This is a genomic window from Pseudoalteromonas sp. P1-8 (assembly GCF_001399985.1).
Classification (GTDB): domain Bacteria; phylum Pseudomonadota; class Gammaproteobacteria; order Enterobacterales; family Alteromonadaceae; genus Pseudoalteromonas.
Genome location: NZ_LJSO01000005.1, coordinates 82,092 through 100,583 on the forward strand (window position 1 = coordinate 82,092; position 18,492 = coordinate 100,583).

General features: G+C 40.9%; 12 protein-coding genes. 8 read left to right on the forward strand and 4 right to left on the reverse strand.

Annotation, left to right across the window (positions count from 1 at the left end; translation table 11 throughout):
• Positions 1-54 precede the first annotated feature (54 nt).
• Positions 55-1,299 (forward strand): DUF642 domain-containing protein, encoded by a 1,245-nt coding sequence (locus AN213_RS08835; protein WP_055021466.1) that lies wholly within the window; start codon positions 55-57, stop codon positions 1,297-1,299.
• A 61-nt stretch (positions 1,300-1,360) separates the two neighbouring features.
• Here the strand turns inward: AN213_RS08835 and AN213_RS08840 are convergent, their stop codons facing one another.
• Positions 1,361-1,891 (reverse strand): thioesterase family protein, encoded by a 531-nt coding sequence (locus tag AN213_RS08840; RefSeq protein WP_054561929.1) that lies wholly within the window; start codon positions 1,889-1,891, stop codon positions 1,361-1,363.
• A gap of 109 nt (positions 1,892-2,000) precedes the next feature.
• Here AN213_RS08840 and AN213_RS08845 point away from each other — a divergent pair, with 109 nt between their 5' ends.
• A complete protein-coding gene (locus tag AN213_RS08845; protein ID WP_054561930.1) occupies positions 2,001-2,489 on the forward strand; it encodes a hypothetical protein in 489 nt (162 codons plus the stop codon).
• Between the two features lie 65 nt (positions 2,490-2,554).
• Here the strand turns inward: AN213_RS08845 and tyrR are convergent, their stop codons facing one another.
• The 3 genes from tyrR to bcsE all read right to left on the reverse strand — a co-directional run bounded on the left by tyrR (position 2,555) and on the right by bcsE (position 7,581).
• Positions 2,555-4,111, reverse strand: a complete 1,557-nt coding sequence (tyrR, locus tag AN213_RS08850; protein WP_054561931.1) for a transcriptional regulator TyrR — start codon at positions 4,109-4,111, stop codon at positions 2,555-2,557.
• Positions 4,112-4,205: 94 nt separating this feature from the next.
• Positions 4,206-5,786, reverse strand: coding sequence for a cellulose biosynthesis protein BcsG (gene bcsG / locus AN213_RS08855; protein ID WP_055198376.1), 1,581 nt, complete (start codon positions 5,784-5,786; stop codon positions 4,206-4,208).
• 169 nt (positions 5,787-5,955) lie between these two features.
• Positions 5,956-7,581 carry a cellulose biosynthesis protein BcsE gene (gene bcsE / locus AN213_RS08860; protein WP_055198378.1) on the reverse strand — a complete coding sequence of 542 codons (1,626 nt, stop codon included), beginning with the start codon at positions 7,579-7,581 and terminating at the stop codon, positions 5,956-5,958.
• Between the two features lie 121 nt (positions 7,582-7,702).
• Between bcsE and bcsR the strand changes: the two genes are divergently transcribed.
• From bcsR to AN213_RS08890, 6 genes are read left to right on the forward strand one after another with little or no spacing between them, the layout of a single operon-like run.
• Positions 7,703-7,930, forward strand: coding sequence for a BcsR/BcsP family cellulose biosynthesis protein (gene bcsR / locus AN213_RS08865; RefSeq protein ID WP_054561934.1), 228 nt, complete (start codon positions 7,703-7,705; stop codon positions 7,928-7,930).
• Positions 7,927-8,649: a cellulose biosynthesis protein BcsQ gene (gene bcsQ / locus AN213_RS08870; RefSeq protein WP_054561935.1), complete on the forward strand. Its 723-nt coding sequence runs from the start codon at positions 7,927-7,929 to the stop codon at positions 8,647-8,649. The genes bcsR and bcsQ overlap by 4 nt, the downstream gene beginning before the upstream one ends.
• Positions 8,639-11,305 carry a UDP-forming cellulose synthase catalytic subunit gene (gene bcsA / locus AN213_RS08875; RefSeq protein ID WP_054561936.1) on the forward strand — a complete coding sequence of 889 codons (2,667 nt, stop codon included), beginning with the start codon at positions 8,639-8,641 and terminating at the stop codon, positions 11,303-11,305. The genes bcsQ and bcsA overlap by 11 nt, the downstream gene beginning before the upstream one ends.
• Positions 11,302-13,551 carry a cellulose biosynthesis cyclic di-GMP-binding regulatory protein BcsB gene (bcsB, locus tag AN213_RS08880; protein WP_055198380.1) on the forward strand — a complete coding sequence of 750 codons (2,250 nt, stop codon included), beginning with the start codon at positions 11,302-11,304 and terminating at the stop codon, positions 13,549-13,551. The genes bcsA and bcsB overlap by 4 nt, the downstream gene beginning before the upstream one ends.
• On the forward strand, positions 13,551-14,666 hold the full coding sequence (bcsZ, locus tag AN213_RS08885) for a cellulose synthase complex periplasmic endoglucanase BcsZ (RefSeq protein WP_054561938.1): 1,116 nt from the start codon (positions 13,551-13,553) through the stop codon (positions 14,664-14,666). Before bcsB ends, bcsZ begins: the two co-directional genes overlap by 1 nt.
• Positions 14,657-18,469, forward strand: a complete 3,813-nt coding sequence (locus AN213_RS08890) for a cellulose synthase subunit BcsC-related outer membrane protein (protein WP_055021460.1) — start codon at positions 14,657-14,659, stop codon at positions 18,467-18,469. Before bcsZ ends, AN213_RS08890 begins: the two co-directional genes overlap by 10 nt.
• Positions 18,470-18,492: the final 23 nt, after the last annotated feature.

The window sequence follows — 18,492 nt, forward strand, 5'->3', positions numbered from 1 at the left end:
TAAAATTATACTATTCAATATTAATTTTATGTTAATCACCTAACGGAGAGTGTCATGAAAAGCTTGGTTACTAAACTAGCAATTTTACCTTTAGCTATTGCATCAACGATCGCAATGGCTGGCACAAATTTAGTAGAAAACGGATCATTTGAGAATACAGATACAGTGACCGATCACAATGGTCAATGGCAGTTATTTGATGTAATACCTGGTTGGACTCGTAGTACTAACGCTAAATTTGAAATTCAAACCAATAAACTTGGCATTGTTCCTGCGCAAGATGGTGAGCAACTCATTGAGCTTGATTCAACAGCCAACTACAGTATTTCGCAAGCAATTGCGACGACTGCTGGGAATCAATATGAAGTGAGCTTTTACTATTCTGCACGTGTAACAGGCAATGAACAAACAAATAAAGCAGAAGTTTTCTGGAATAGTGAATCATTAGCCGTTGTCAGCAGCAGCACAAAAGGCTGGACTAAATACAGCTTTACAGTTGAGGCTGACAGCGCAAGCTCAGTGTTAAGCTTTGCAGGCGCGGGGACATCTGATTCAGTAGGTGCATTCATTGATAACGTCGTAGTGACTGAAATTCCGGCACCATGTGCAGTTGTAACCGGTTTATATGGTATTAATAACTTTGGTTCTGAGACTGAAGGCTATGTGTATCACTTTAACCCAGAATCAAGCGCTGTAACGGTTGTTGCAGGTCTTAACAATACAGCATCAAATATTGCTAGCAAAGACGGTTTGCTGTACTTCATGGAGCAACTTGATAAGAGCAGCAAAGCGTCAAAAATCTATAGCCTAGATTTAGCCACTGATACGCAAGCTGAAGTTGCCGATGCGACATCATTCCCTATTTATCGCTCAACAGTGACTGCGGATGGTCTGTCTTTACGTGCGACAAGCAAAACATACATGTATGATTTTGACCTAACTACAGGTGAAAAAACGGTATTAGGTAAACTATCGTATGAAGGCGACTCATTCTCTGATGGCGACATCGCTTATTCAAGTGACTACAATGTACTTTACGTATTAACTGGTAAAGCACTTTACACATTAGATGAAGGCAGCCTTGAGTTAACTCAAATCGGTGAGCACGGTGTTAACTGGGCGTCAGGTATTGCGATTGCTGATGACGGTACAATTTATATTTCAGGTAGAGAAAGCGGCGAGAATGCAAAAATCTACACCTTAGATCAAAACACCGCTGAAGCGACATTTGTAATGGATGGTCCAGCACACGTAAACGACTTAACGTTTGTTAGTGAAGCAGTTTGCGCAGCAGAGTAAACTGTGTTTAAAGCCATAAAATGCCAGCTTAGCTGGCATTTTTTTTAGCTAATCTTAGGTATCACTTATTAGTGAGCTTCTTTTGCTCTAACATTTCTTTCCAGTGCATCACTTCTGCTGGCAAAATAGGGGCAACACCGCTAAAGCCCGCAACTTCAAGCATCTCTTCAACGCTGACTACACCTTTTTTGCGTTTAAATACACCACGCACATAAGCAATTGCATGCAAACCTCTTTCTGAATGAAATTTTTGCTCAATGTAAAAGTATTTATGATCCCAGCCAACCAAGCGAGTGCTAACTGTGTACTTTTGCATTGGCTTTATATCGCGAATATAGGTAATTGCAGTTGCATTAACGATTGGAAACCAGCGGCGCTTCATTATGTGCTTTAACAAGCCTACTCGCTCAGTCATCCAAGTACGGGCAAGGTCCATCATTGCTAAGTAGCGAGAATTAGTCAGATGGAAGTTAATATCGCAATCGGTCGGTAACGCTTTGAATTCAATATCAATCGTGTCTAACAATTGTTGATAATCACGATTACGTTTAATTTTAAAAAACAGCAGTATTAGTCGAAAATAGAGGTTCACGGTAAAGGTCTAACCAGTTGATGATGCACAAAGTGTATCACAGCGTATTGCTAAGGCGAATATTCTGCTCTAATCTGTGCATATATTAGTATAAAAAAAGAATAACCTAATGAAATTATTTAGTTTGGTCACTCTGTTTTCAGCCAGTTTATTTACCAGCTCTGCCTTTGCAGATTTTAACTTTGCTGGGGATGGAACCTTAAAGTACCCAACGGGTGTTGAAAAAGCCTTTAAATTTGGCTTTGCTTGGCAACAAGATGCTGAAAAGTTCACTATTGGTGATAAAAGCTATGATATGTCATTACCTGAGTCATATTCTGTGGCGATTACACTCAGCAAAGACGAGCAACAGGTATGGGTTCAGGAATTTAATAATGGCTTTATTGAAGGCTTCAACTGGCAAATTGCTGATCACACCCTAAAACTCGAAAAGCGCAAATTCAGCGATTCAGTCAAAGGTGATTATGTTATCAGCCTTGATAATCGAGACTACTTTTTTGCCCGCAATAACATCAGTGTTGTTATTAAGTTCGACGATGAGGGTATAAAAAGTATCGCCATTGATGGTGTCACCAAAGATATGGGTACCAAACAATAGTTTTTATCGAAAAGAAAAAGGCTTAGGTTTTACCTAAGCCTTTTTTGCTTAATTAAACTAGATAATTAAACCTTCACTGTCTTACGGTTAATCCCATAATCGCGCAGCTTATTTGCTACTGCAGTGTGACTCAAACCTAATCGCTTAGCGAGCTGGCGAGAGCTTGGATAAGCGGGGTAAAGCTTGCGAAGTAATGTCGCCTCAAAACGTTTTACCGCTTGGTCTAAGGTTCCTTCAAAGTCAGACTCAAGATAACCTAAATCATGAGTAAATGTTGGTAACTGCAGGTGCTCAATACGCAGTTCGTTATCATCTAGCAAGGATACCGCACGATAAATCGCATTTTCTAATTGGCGCACGTTACCCGGCCATGGGTAATCTTGTAAAAAGCGTAAACAATCCTCAGACATCACAGGCACAGAATGACCATTTTGCTGGGCATACTTTTGAATAAAGTGCTCTGCTAGCGGGCCGATATCTGCTTTTCTATCACGTAATGGGGCTATTTCTAAAGTCAAAACATTAATTCGGTAATAGAGATCTTCTCTAAATGTTCCCTCTTGCACCATCGCTGGTAAATCTTTTTGTGTTGCGGCAACAATACGCACATTTACTTTTACTTCGTTTTCATCACCGACTTTTCGGAAGGTACCGTCTTGTAAAAAACGTAGTAGCTTAGTTTGTAGCTGAGTCGACATTTCACCAACTTCATCTAAAAACACTGTGCCACCATCAGCTTGCTCTAAAACGCCGCGTTTTGGTGCCGCGTTTTCTTCATAGCCTGCGTAACCAAATAGTTCAGACTCAGCGACATCATCAGGCAACGAAGCACACGACAAAGCGATAAACGGTTTTACTGAGCGGTTTGATGCGTAATGACAAGCACGAGCAAGTAGCTCTTTACCTGTACCTGTTTCACCAGTAATCAGGATTGGCGCTTCAAGTTGTGCCATTTTACGCGCTTCACGAACCACACGGCGCATTGCAGTACTAAAGTTATGTATGGTTGCAAAACTTTCTTGGCCATAACGACGGAACGCACTGACTTGTTGGCCTAAGCGACTTTGTGATTTGATATTGATAACTGCACCGGCTAACACATCCCCTTCAGCACCTTGGGGGACTGAAATAGGTAGAATATCGGCAATAAAGTCTTCGCCAGCTACTTCAACTCGGGTTGTTTGACCAAGTACTTCTTTGCCTTCTAACCAACGCGTAAAATTAAAGCCTTTGAGCAAATTATTAATGTTAGCGCCAATCACTTCGCTTTCAGATAATTGCAAGTCGCGACAAGCGGCATCATTACATAAACGCACCCAGCCTTTAGCGTCAATAGATATCACACCGTCTGGCAATGCACGTAGTAATGTATTTAACTCATTATGCTCTCGCTCAGAAGGTAAAAATGCAGTTGTACGAACGTCTTTCACGCCATCTATCAAACGGATAGATGGCATAATTTTTTGGAATTGTTCAAACTCAATAGGCGGAAAGCTCACGTACATTCGACAATTAACCGAATCTACCTCGATGCCTTTTAAATCAACTTGGTAACTAACCAAGATATTGAGAATCTCTTGTGCGATACCAATTCGGTCAGCACAGTGGATATCTAAACGCATTACATCCTCAAAAAACGGGAACCTATAGTATGAGAATAATACGCTAACTCCCTGCAGCTGGGTAGTCTATTGTAAACAATTTTGGACAAATAACTTAATTAGTCGGGTACTTGGTCCATTCTCCACCATCTAATTGGATGTAAGGCTGCCCTTTTATATACATCATTACCGTATCCTCATTCTCGGCGACCTTGGCTGAAGTTGGTAAATTATCAAGCACTCGGTTAATGGGTACCGACCCTGTGAACAAATCTAACTTCATCGTATTATTGATTAACTCTGATAATGAAAAATAACTCATTGTTTCATCAACGACATTCAGCCCATCATGCTTTATATCAGGACCGATGAATTTAACCGCTGTTGGCACTGAAACTATTGAAGGGCTCGGAATTTCGCGCAAACCAGAGAATTGTAGTTTATCACCCTGTAAGGCAGCCCCATGCTCAGGCACAACCACCAGCATTACGTTTCGACCTTGTGCTTTTAACTCAGTTATAAACTTATCGATGTCATTAAATAAGCGCTGTTGTCTAAGCGGATAGCTTTCAAAGCTATTCATACGTTCACGACCAGCAAGTTGATTGCCATCGTGTAAGCTAATGGTGTTGTAGTAAAGAGCCCTAGGCTGCTCACTCGAACCTTGCTTTTTCAACCAATTAGTGAGTATATCCGCATCAGAATAAATCGGTTTGCCATCGAAACCATACTGCGCAGCACTAAATTGGCTAAAATCCAGTTTTGGCACAGAAACACCACCGTATTGTCTAATCAAACCAATAAAGTCATCAAAATGTCCATCGTGGTTAAGAGCCACACTGGTTTTATAGCCAAGCTCAGCAAGGTTAGTGAATAGCTGACATTGCTTATCAACAGGTTTAAATAGTTGCTCTTGACTTGTTTGCCCGCAACTTGCTCGTAATAGTCGAATTGCCGCAGGACCACTGTACGACGTTGCTGAGTTAAATTGGCTAAACAAAATATCAAAATCAGCAAATAAGTTACGTGGCTCAACACCAATTGCATTTAAATCAGCCGTCGCTAAAGAGCAAATATTTAGCACAACAACATCAAATGGCTGGCCATTAAATACGTCAGGAAACTGGCTTTGTAGTAAATTCTGTTGCTGGTAAAAGTCTTGTAACTGTTGATCCGGTGTCTTTTGTTTTGCTGTATCAGAAACTAAAACGGGTACTTGTTTTTTTGTAGTTTGGTTATTGCTAGCAACTTGAGTTGTAACCTCATCACTCGTAACAGCCCCACCTAACCAAAACGCATACATAAAGCCAATAATTGAAATACTGGTGTAACGCAACCACTTCACAGTAAACCAATAAAAAACCACTAAAGCAAAGAGCGCAAAAATCATATCGAGGCTAGCAACGCGCGCTGTGATCTCAAAAAAGTAGCCGATGCTAAAGTCTTGTACATTGCCAGCTTGCTTGGTGAGCCTGGAAATCGGGGGCAACCACGAGTCGTGATACAACAAGGCCACTCCTACCACCACACACATAGCGTGTTTGATACGAGATAACCATACATGTTGAAAAGAGATCGCTAGAAAAGCAAAAAATGCTAAGTTTGCAAATAAATCAAAAGAAATATCACCTCGGCTATACAGAACAAACTTAACTAGAAAGTATAAATTCCAAATACCTAATCCTGAAAGCCTCACTTGTTATCCTTCTTGTGTCGTTTTGGCGTATAGGGCGTTAATAATACATGCCTAAATGTTAGTTTTCGGTAGAGCACGACTACTTTATTAAACAATACCTTACCTGTATTACTTAGCAAAATGCCGATTAACATTGCGATGATAAAAGTAATAAAAAACTGGTTTAAGCTCATGATAGCTCACCTTTTAAGGTCACTTTAATTGGCTCAGATATAGGTCGAATCACTTTTTTAAATTCCGGTGTCTCTGTATTTAAATTTGCAATGTCTGCTATTTTTGTATCAAAAATGTAACTGACGTTTTCTTGTAATTGTTGGGTAAAGTCGGTTATTTCAGTATTAGCAAAATGACGTTGCATACGGCGACATTCTTGCTGAATATAAAAATGATCAGCAATGACATTTTTTGACATAAAAAAGTCGCTTATCTGTAATTTAAATAAGTGTTTAATCGCACTTTCCACATCGTGCTCTCGACAAGCATGTAGATAAAGGTAAACCGTGCCATCAGCAAAACTAAAAATATCCCCTTCACGTTTTACATGAAATAAATGTAATGGATGTATGGCATCAATACGCGGTAAAAGCTGCAACATAACAAGCACGCCACTTACACCCAGATTGGCAGCTGAGTCACTATGTTTAGCAACCTGCTGTACGAACTTATCTGGAGGCAAATAACCTTTAGCCAATACATTTTCACTGTATTTTAGAACATCATCAATAGATTTCGGTAGTGGCCTTGTAAACTGAAACCCTTGAATTGACTGAATTTGTGACAGTAAACGCGAAGGCTCAGAATAACTATATAAAATAAGGTTAACCCCTAAAGTTAAAAATAAGCACTCGTCCTGGTGACGAATAATGCCATCAACATTTTGAATTACTAATTTCAGTCGGCGACCACATTTCTTTCGAAGAGAGAAGCAATCTTTGGCTAACGCTTTTAAATCAGTGTATCGGGTAACTGCAAAAACTAACGTCGCTGATTTTTTGGTAAGCCCTTTAGAAAAAAGAGCATCATTATCATCAATTATTTTATAAAACACGGGTAGCTTTGTACCCTCAGGTACAGCACTGCGAGTTAGCCATACCTCGTCTTCATCAAAGTCTTGCTCCGTTGCTTGCGACTTATCATCAGCCTCTTGCTCTACCTCAACTAATGCAAGTTGACCATCATGAAGCTGTAAATTAACCGAACGCCCAGCGATAACTCCTTCTTTATGACACCAATAATCATACTCAAGAGTGCGAATTGATGCCTCTTGAGTTATATAAATAAGGCCATCAAAGAAACGGTTTAAGGCTAATAACTGACGTCTCAATTCACTGACATAAGCACCTGACATTAAAAACACTAAAGTGACATTTTTTGATTGTGACAAAGCAACATAGAGCTTGAGTTTTTCACCAAGCTGCTGTTCGTTCAAAGAGACTAAATGTTCTGAATCGACATGCACGATAACCGTACTGTTTTTCAGTTGCTCATACTGTTTTATTTCGTTAATAACACCACGGGAAAAATGCAAACTTTTTGATACATTCTCATTATGATGTAAATGGAAAGGACGTAGTACCCCTTGTTCGAACAAGGTAAATAATAACTCGCTTCTCTCTCCTTCGAAAAATAATTCGACTTGTTCAGAGAGCAAAAAAACCGAGTCTTTATGATTGGTTAAAAGATGCCTTGTTAACTCTAATAGCTGATTATCTAGCGGGGCAAGTAAAGCATAGTTTGCGCCTCGCTTTAGCTCAGAGAAAGCTCCGTTTAGTCCTGTAATATTTAAATGAGGCACCAACAAACCCTTAAAAAAGATACTTTAGTACTAGTTTTAAACGCTATTCTATATATAATGCAGATTATGTCCATGGATCGTGAACATTTTTAAGCTAATTTTTCTCATAACGGTTTTTTAGATGAATGACTTTGCAGTAAAAAATTCACATACCTTAACTCAATACGATATTGAAAAGCTGTTACGCCAATTTGGCGGCAAGGAAACGGATTATGTTGAAATTGTTGATGTTGAAAAAAATCGCAAAACGATTGAAAAGTACCCTTTGCTTAACGATATCGCATTAGCAACAACACAAACACAGAGCACGAAAAAAATTAACAAAAACGCAATAAAGAATCATAAATGAAGCGAATTTTTTTAAAAGGAATTAAAGGTGGCACTGGTACAACATCTATTGTGGCCAACCTTGCTTGTGCTTTGAGAAAATCAAATGTGCCTGTGTATGCCATCGATTTAGATCCAAAAGGCGACTTAGGCCTACACCTTGGTCTTGCTTGGGAGCATCAGCTAGGCTGGAGTGATTACCCAAACTTTGCCTCTGCATGTGAGCAGTTTCACCAAGATAACGACGGCGTAAAGTTTTTACCCTATGGCAGCCGTTCGAACTTAGGGTTAGACTTTTCAAGCATTATAGAAAGTTGTCAGCAGCTTAATGACAGCGATGACAGCTGGTTTTTATTTGACTGCCCAGCCCATGTTGATGTGCACCGCTATTCACTAAATGAAGACGATATATTCCTTGAGATTATTAATTGTGATGCTATTTGTCACAGTTTTGCTTTCAAACGTTTAAACACTCTAAAGCAGGCTGAATCATCTTGGCAGCATTATTTTTTAACCAATAAATATAATTCAGCCTCTGAGATTGAATCAGATTTATTGCAGCTTTGGCAGACTGAATTACCATTAATTGCACCTTTATATATCAATAAAGATGAAGTCATCAAAGAAGCAACTGCATTTAGAAATGTGGCGATTAACTGTGCTCCATACAGCGTTGCTAATGATGACTTTGAAACGCTAGCCGGTTGGCTTGTAAGCCGCGCGAGTCAGAATGACCAATAGCATCCATTCACTCGGTATCACACACCGACTACTTAAAGGTATTTTAGGGTTGTTTTTAACGAAGCAACTTGTGCGCTTCGTATTTATAAAATTTTATAGTTATTACAACCAACACAAAATGAGCCTATTGGGAGCGATTTTACTCCCCTTTTTTGTGCTTTTTTTGTCATTGTTTATTAAATTAGAAAACAATAAAAAACGTGAGTTAAAGCTTAAACTTAAACGCTTGTATCCTCATGTTTCTCAACCAGTACTTACACCAAGCAATTGCATTCGGATTGCATTGCAAAGTGTGTACCTTGCGCTATTCAATACCACCACAACCTCACAGCAACATATCGCCGTTGAGCAGCGTAAATCTTGGCGTAAAATCACGCGATCAGCTCGCTTATTGAGACTGGCAGACAGTAAACTAGTACGCTCTTTTAAAGGGCTTTGGTTAGTTGCTAGAAAGCAAACAAAAACTAAATCATATAAAGCAGTGAGTCGCTCTCCACTTTGGAGAAACAGCACCTTAAAGGTCGCTTTTTTCACTCTCATTATTTTTGCGGTGGCTATATTTGTAACCGTGCCATTTAGTATTGAAGCGCAAGCAGTGTTCATTAGTTTAATTTTGGTTGTTGCTTATTCTCTAAGGCGGGTTGAAGGGAAAATGGCCACTATTGTGATGATCACCCTTTCTGTTACAACCTCTACACGTTATCTATGGTGGCGCTACACTGACACTCTTAACTGGGGTGACCCTTTAGCCCTTACCCTAGGGATTGGTTTGCTGCTTGCTGAAAGCTACGCTTGGTTGGTACTGATCTTAGGTTTTTTCCAAACCATCAACCCATTAAACCGTAAACCGATCGCTTTAGATAAAGATACAACAAACTGGCCAACAGTTGATATTTATATTCCTACTTACAACGAGCCGCTTGATGTTGTTAAGCCAACGACAATCGCCGCGCAAAGTATTGATTGGCCAGCAGATAAGCTTAATATTTATATTCTAGATGATGGTAAGCGCCCTGAATTTGCCGAATTCGCAAAGCAAATTGGTGTTGGTTATTTAACTCGTCCTGATAACAACCATGCCAAAGCCGGTAACATGAATCATGCGATGAAAGTTACTAATGGTGATTACATCGCTATTTTTGACTGTGATCACATCCCTGCTCGCTCATTTTTACAGATGACAATGGGACAGTTCATCAATGACAGTAAAGTGTGCTTAGTGCAAACACCTCACCACTTTTTCTCTGCCGATCCGTTTGAGCGCAACCTCAAAAACCATCGTAAAATCCCAAATGAAAATATGTTGTTCTATGGCTTAATTCAAGATGGCAATGATATGTGGGATGCGACCTTCTTTTGTGGTTCGTGTGCTGTTTTAAGGCGCAGTGCCCTTGAAGAAATTGGTGGTTTTGCCGTAGAAACCGTCACTGAAGATGCCCACACCGCGCTAAGAATGCAGCGCGCTGGCTACAAAACAACATATATTAATATTCCACAAGCCGCCGGCCTAGCTACAGATAGTTTATCTGCCCACGTTGGTCAACGTATTCGCTGGGCACGCGGCATGGCACAAATATTCCGATTAGATAACCCGCTGTTTGGTAAGGGCCTAAATATCGCACAGCGCTTGTGCTATTTAAACGCTATGTTGCACTTTTTATCAGGCATTCCGCGAATTGTATTCTTAACAGCGCCACTGGCATTAATTTATTTTAATGCGCAAATTATCTATGCACCGTTTGTTGCCATCTTTCTTTATATTGTGCCAACCCTGTTACAGGTAAAAATAACCAACTCTCGAATTCAAGGTAAATACCGCTATTCATTTTGGGGCGAAGTTTATGAGTCAGTACTTGCTTGGTATATTTTAAAACCCACGACAGTTGCGCTTATCAACCCGAATAAGGGTAAATTTAACGTGACTGAAAAAGGCGGTTTAAACAAGCAAGATCACTACGATTGGACGATTTCAAAGCCTTATATAATCTTGTTGCTTGTTAACGTTTTGGGTATGACCTACGGCGTGTTTAGATTGCTCTTCGGCGATAGTTCACAAATAGGCGTACTCGTCATTAGCATGCTGTGGGCAAGCTATAACGTGATAATTTTAGGTGCAGCTGTGGCTGTTGCCGCTGAAGCCAAACAAGTACGCAGCTCACACCGCATTAAAGCAAATTTCCCTGCAGCTATTCGCCTTGCTAATGGCCGTACTATTAAAGTAAAAATTACGGACTACTCAAATAATGGTGTTGGTCTTGAAACTGACCATAATCACCTTTGCCGTGTAAATGATAAAGTCGAGCTACTCATGAGCCGTGGCTTGAAGCAGTTTTCATTCCCAACTTATATTTGTAACACCCGCGATAAACAACTGGGTCTTACCCTCAGGGATTTAGATTTAGAAAAACAAAAAGCCTTTATTCAATGCACTTTCTCACGTGCTGATGCTTGGCTTGATTGGCAAGAAAACTTTAAACACGACAAGCCTTCATACAGCTTTTCTCACGTTTTTTATACCAGTCTAAGAGGCTTTAAGAACTTGATTTTCCATGCCCCAAATGAATTAAGACCCGCGATTGCGTTTGCATCAAGAGTCTTGTACTTTGTGGCGTCGCTATTACCTAAAAAACCAACAAAAGTACTAAAAACATCATGATAAAAACTTTTTTAACCTTGTTATTAGCTTTTGGCACACTCGGCATATCTGGCTGGGCGATAAGTGCTGAGCCTCTCTCTAATAAAGCGATTTTTGATGATGGTTACCCAGAGCAAGCACCAATTGAAAGCATGACGCTAAGCTTTGAAAAGCTTGGTTTAAGCAAGTTCAAGCTTGATGGAGTGAGTAATAGTACCCGTGTTGATTTTACAAACCGCCTCGATAAATTAGGGAAAAAACTGACTCTAGACTTTTCATACACAACCTCACCATCACTTATTGGCCGTGTCTCACATTTGAAAATTTTCTTAAATGAAAACCTTGTCACTGTGCTACCTATTGATGATAAGACAACGCCAATTGGCACAGTCTCTGAGCGCAGCATTGTTCTTAACCCTAAGCTAATTAAAGACTTTAACCAAATTCGCTTCGAACTAGTCGGTTTTTACGATCTGGTTTGTCAGGATGACTATAGTAAAACAATATGGGCCGAGCTTAGTAAAAGCAGCCGTATTTCTATTGACCGTCAGTCACTTGCTCTTGAAAGCTTACTTGAGTATTTCCCTGCACCATTTTTTGATTCGCGAGATTACAACAAGGTCACTTTGCCATTTGTGTTTGCGTCACAACCTGATGAAAACACACTCGAAGCAGCGGCTGCACTATCAAGCTTTTTTGGCGCTCAAGCAAAATGGCGCAAAGCACAGTTCCCTGTGCAAATTAATGCAACACCGACAGAACATAGTGTCGTATTCGCAACAAACGACAACAAGCCTGATTTTTTATTGAATTACCCTGATGTTGAAAAGCCAACTGTAGAAATTATCAGCAGCCCTACTCAGCGCTACGCCAAAGTACTGCTTGTTTTAGGTAAAGACACAGCACAATTGAAAGAAGCCGTAGTAGGTTTAGTCTTTGGCTATAAAGTAATGACAGGTCGCAGTGCAACCATTGATGCAATTAGCAACTTACCGCTTCGAGAAGCCTACGATGCGCCACTGTGGGTGCGTTCTGATCGCCCAGTAAGCTTTGATGAATTTATTGAATACCCAACTCAGCTGCAATCGGAAGGCTATCGCGGTCTACCTGTTCGGTTAGACTTGCGTTTTGCACCAGATTTATTCACTTGGCGTGAAAATGGTATTCCTATTACCTTGAATTACCGCAACACGCCTGTTGAGCAAAACATGTTGTCGCGTTTGAATATGTTGATTAACGGTAAGTTTGTGGATGGTTTTATTCTTGATAACGAAGGTGGTAAAACGATTACAACCGATACCTTGTTACCGCTTTTATCTGAATTCAATCCAACCAAAACTCGTCAAGACTTTGAGCTAACAGGGTTAGATTTAACAACAAATAACCAGCTGACTTATGATTTTAATTTTGCAGTCGTAAAAACCGGTGAGTGTAGCGCCATTCCTGCAGGCGGTGAATTTGGTGCAATTGATGGCAGCTCTACCATTGATGTAAGTGACTTCCATCACTATATTGCCATGCCAAACCTACGCGCCTTTGCAAATGGCGGTTTCCCATTCACCAAATATGCCGATTTACACCAAAGTACGCTTGTAATGGAAGCTAACAGCTCAGTTAACGCGATTAGTTTATTGCTTAATTTCACAGGTCATTTGGGTGCCATAACAGGCTACCCAGCGCACCGTTTAGACATTCAATTTCCAAGTAACCAATTGGCGCTAAACGATAAAGACATTATTATTATTGGTAAGCCTGACTCTTTCTTAAACTCACTTGCCAAAGACAGCGCCCTAAGTGTGCTTATCAACAACAACCAACGCATTGTTGATCAAGCTATCTATAATGGTGCCTACGACACTAAAGGTGCTGAAAAAATTAAAGTAAATATAAGCAGCATTGGTCGTTTAGCCGTGATGTCCGGGTTCCAGTCACCGTTTGATTCAGACCGCTCAGTAGTCTCTTTGATTGCCAGTAATGAAAATGCTTTTGCACTTCTCACTGATGCTCTACTGAATAATGATAAAACAGCTCAAATAATGGGAAGCTCAGCCATTATCAATAGCCAAGGCATCAAAACGATTAAAACCGATGAACAGTATTTTGTCGGTCACGTGCCTATTCATACCCTCATTTGGTTCCACTTTTCAGACCGCCCAGTATTGTTAGCGATTCTATCACTACTAACCCTATTACTTATTTCATTTATGTTGTGGCGAGTGCTCGCGCTACTTACCAAAAAACGTTTATCTGAAGGAGATCAGGCATAATGAAAACTATCGCTTCTTTACTATTCGTTTTTGTTTTTTCAAGCAACGCCTTAGCTCAGTTAAGCTGCAGCGCTTGGCCGCAATGGAATAACTTTAAAACTCATTTCATAACACCAGAAGGACGCGTAATTGATTTGGGTAGTGATTACAGTATTACCACCTCAGAGGGGCAATCTTATGCGTTATTCTTTGCTTTACTTGCCAATGATAAAGCCAGCTTCGATAAGTTGCTTGAGTGGACTGAAGTACATCTTTCTGAAGGTGATTTAAGTACCCGTTTACCAGCGTGGCAATGGGGAATAAAGCAAAATCAAGGACAAATCCTTGATTCAAATCCAGCTTCTGATTCAGATTTATGGATTGCTTATACCCTGTCGCAAGCAGCTATCTTATGGAATGAAAGACGCTACGCAGTGCTCAGCTCAGTGCTTGCTGAGCGCATCATTCGTGAAGAAACAGCGCAAATACCAAACCTCGGTCTGACTCTATTACCTGGGCCAACAGGCTTTGAAAAAGACAGTAGCTGGAAATTAAATCCAAGCTATGCACCGCTATTTATATTTGCGCAATTTGCACACCTATACCCGCACTCGCCTTGGCAAACATTACACGATAACTCGGCGCAGTTATTAATAGATACAGCACCAAAAGGCGTGAGCCCTGATTGGGTTAATTACAGCGTGGAAAAAGGCTTTTATCATGATAAAAGCGCCCCTGCTACAGGTAGTTATAATGCGATCCGCGTCTACCTTTGGGCCAGTATGATGGCAGAAGATGCCCCCTATAAAAATGCCCTTACACAGCAGTTTAAACCTTTTGTTGATAGCATTGTTTCTTCAGGCAAAGTGCCATTAGAAACCAATGCAGTCTCAGGCAAAACGGCAGGCAACGCCCCAAGTGGTTTTGTTGCCGCCTTATTGCCATTGCTTGCTGAAGATAATGCATCACAAACTGTGACAGCTTTACAACAGCAAATTATGATGGATACCCGCTTTACCACCAGCCGCTACTACGACAGCGTGTTGTATTTATTTGGTAACAGCGCATTGAACAAACGTTTTAGTATTGATAAAAACGGGGCTTTAACAACTAACTGGAGCAATGAATGCCGATAAAGTGGCTACTTGCTGCAGTTTTAGCAAGCTCCAGTGCATCCGCAGCAATAAACAAAGACCTTGATAGTCAATCAATTGATTGGTTAATTAGCCAAGTACAACTTGGTGAAATTGAGCGTGATAATCAATTGATGAGCGACAGCTTAGAAAAGCTGCAAAGCATTGCACCTAAAAATACTCAAGTGCAATGCGCCGAGGTGCGCGTTTTATATAGTCTCAAAGAAACCGACAAAGCCAATGCGCATTTAGCAGAGCTTAGTAACCTATCACATCCGTGCGTAACAAGCTTAACCCTACTTGCACGCGTCAATAACCAAGACAAAGAAGCGGTTCAACAAGCCAGGCTTCGTGCCAGGGCCGGACAATACAGTGACGCGGTAAAAATCTACAATCGGCTATTTAAATCCGCCTACCCTAATATTGAATATGAGCTGGAGCACATAAACTGGCTTGCTCAAGATCCAAATCAATATCAGCAAGCACTGCGCGGTTATCGTTCTTTACTAAAACGCTACCCAAATAGTGGCCGTTTTGAGCTTGCCTACGCAAGACATCTGTTAAAACAAAACCCAACAAACAAAGAAGCCATAGAATTACTGAGCCATTATGCACACAGTAACCAATATGGTGTTGAAGCTGAGTTTGCGTGGCTTGCAGCCCTTGAGGATATGCCGCTTAATAAACAAACTGAGCGCGAATATCAGCGTTACTTTGCAGCCTACCCTAAAAGCAGTAAAGGTCAGCTACAATTTAGTGACTTTAAAAAAGCGCATTTAGCGGAGCAAAAAAAGCAAGCAGACCCTGCGTATCAGACATGGCTTATGGGCAGTGTCGAACTTGAAAAACGCCACTTTGATACAGCAGAAAAGCTTTTTAATAAAGCACTGCGAGGTCGTCCTCAAGATCCTGAAATATACAATAGCTTAGGTTTATTGAACTTAAGGCAAGGTCGTAATGCCAATGCTTACCAGTACTTTAAAAAAGCTCAAAAATACAGCATAGATGCAAACCGTATAACAGTTTTAAAAGGCCTCGCCAATACTGCTCGTTTTTGGCAATACATAGATGAAGCTAAATCAGCCATTAGTAGCAATGAACTCAAACAGGCTGCGCTTAAGCTGGATTTAGCTGACACCTTAAATGAAGACCCTAATACGGTATTGTTTTACCGTGCTGAACTTGCCAAACAAGCAGGCCAACTGCAAAACGCAATGAACCTTTATAAGCAAGTGCTAAAAGACGACCCTCTGCAACAGCCTACTTTGCGTGCCATGCTTGAATTGACCGCCTCAGATGGTAATTATGCTCGTAGTCATCGTTTTTATAATGGCTTAACTCGTCAGCAACAGGCATTAATTGCTGAAGATTATACCCTATTACAAACACAGCAACTGAGAACCCGCGCTGATGAGCTTACTGCTGAAGGTAAGCTAGATGAAGCAGTTGATGTGCTACTTATGGCAATCAAACAAAGCCCACGTCAAAGCTGGCTTTACTACGACCTTGCAAATTTATATCAACAACAAGGTTTAGTTGATCATGCCAAAGCTCTGTATAAAAAAACCTTGTGGCAATTTCCGCTAGATGCAGATTTGCGTTATAGCCATGCACTATTTTTACGTTCGTTGAACGATTACCAAGGAGCACTGGCAACCTTAGATTACATTCCTAATAACGCGCGCACTGAACAAATTAATGTGCTTACAGAGCAGCTAAGTATTAATACCAAACTAGAAAGGCTCTCTGCCAACAATACAGCCACGAATAAAGCCACGGTGATTTATAAGCTCACCGAGTTAGAAGCACAGCCATTAACACCTTTAATGCAAGCTGAGCTTGCCAGTCAATGGCAACAAATTAATGAGCAGCAGTATGCAATAAGGCAACTGAAAAAAGCTCTTACTCGTGACCCAAGTTTGAGCCCATATTGGCACATGACATATGCAAATTGGCTAATTGAAAGCAACGATAAAAACGCTGCTGATAGCTGGTTTGCAGACTATCAACTGCCGAGTAACGCAACCGATGCAGAGCAATCACAATGGTTAGCACTACAAGTTAATTACGTTAATCGCTTTAGTGATAGTAACCAACGAGTTGCTAAGCTCTCAGAGCTTGCAACACGTTACCCTGATAACCCAGAACTGTCAGAGGCGCTGATCAATGCTCATATCGAGCAAGGCAATAGTAATCAGGCCATTATCCGCTTTGAGCAGCACGTTGCAAAAGGACAAACTGTGTCAACGGATACTGCTTTAGCTATTGCGACACTTGCTCGTCAGCAACAAAGAGATGGTTTAGCAGATCGCATCATTGCTGGGCAAATTAATCAGCTTTCAAGTGAGCAAAGCTATCGTCAGCAGCAATTAATGGCAGCCCTTGAACAATTTGAAGATACACAAAGTGCGATAAATCTAGCTGAGCAATTGCTAGCTAAATCAAACAACAACCAAGAGCTTTATTATCAAGCAGCAGCGGTTGCGCAAGCTAAGCAACAAACTACGCTTGCTCAAAGCTGGTACCGCGCTGCAGTTGATCCAGATACGGCAACGAGCACCTTAAGCGATGAGCAGAACTATGAACTGTATGCCCTTGATGAAAATGAAGCTTGGTATGTCAATAATGCCAAGCGTCAATTGCAAGGTATTGAGCGCGATGAGCAAGCGTATATCACTGCTGCAATCAACTTAAGTAGCCAAACCAGCACACAAAATGAGTCCACACTGGGCGCTGGTGCAACGCCTATTGAAGCAGGTTTCCCGCTATGGGGTGGCACTGGGATTGTGAAATTAGACCCAATGACAATATCGAGCCAAGAAACCCGCTTTGATGAAACCTTTGCTGGTAGCCGCTATGGTCAAGGAGCCCTGTGTATTTTTGACTGCCCACTTTTAAGTATAAAACCAAAGCAACAAGGTATGGATATTGGCCTTGCTTGGCAAAACGAGCAATGGCGAATTGATGTTGGGACCACTCCACTTGGCTTTTTAGTCGAAGATATCGTGTGGGGCGTTAATTACAATGGTGATTTAGGCGACTTTGGTTATGGCGTTACCTTTAATAAACGCCCGGTTACCAGCTCTGTATTATCTTACGCCGGACTAGAAGATGTCTTTACCAACCAAGTATGGGGCGGTGTTAGAGCTACGCAATTACAACTTAGTCTATCTCATGACCTTGGCCTAGATTGGGGTTTTTGGGGCAGTACTAACTATCAAATCTTGCAAGGTAAAAACGTAAAAGATAATCAAAGCTACAGCCTAATGGGTGGCAGTTATTATCGTTATATTCGCGAAAGAAACACCGAATTAAGTCTAGGCCTTAACTTATTACACTGGTCGTATAAGTATAATTTAAGTGAAGAAACCTGGGGACATGGTGGCTATTACAGTCCACAAAACTACTTGGGCGCTTCATTACCTGTGATTTTTGATAAGCGAGTTGGTCATAATTTTGTATACCGACTGCGCGCTGGCGTATCTTGGTCAACCACCACGACAGACGACATCGCATTTTTTCCTAACGACCCTATTTTGCAAGGCCAAGCAGAGGCTCAAACAGCTGTTACGGGCGTTGTACCTTACTTTGAAGGCGATACCAGCAATGGTTTATCGTATAACTTAGGGGCAAGTTTTGAGTATCGATTCACGCCTCATTGGTTCTTTGGTGGTTACGTCAACTTAGATAGAGCCGATTTTTACGAGCCGAATTATGCTCAGCTGTATTTTCGTTATTACTTTAATCCGGTGTATAGCGAACTGGCTTTCCCGGGTAAACCTGTTGTACCTTATGCAAGCTACTAACTGTCGCATCACAAGGGGCAAGT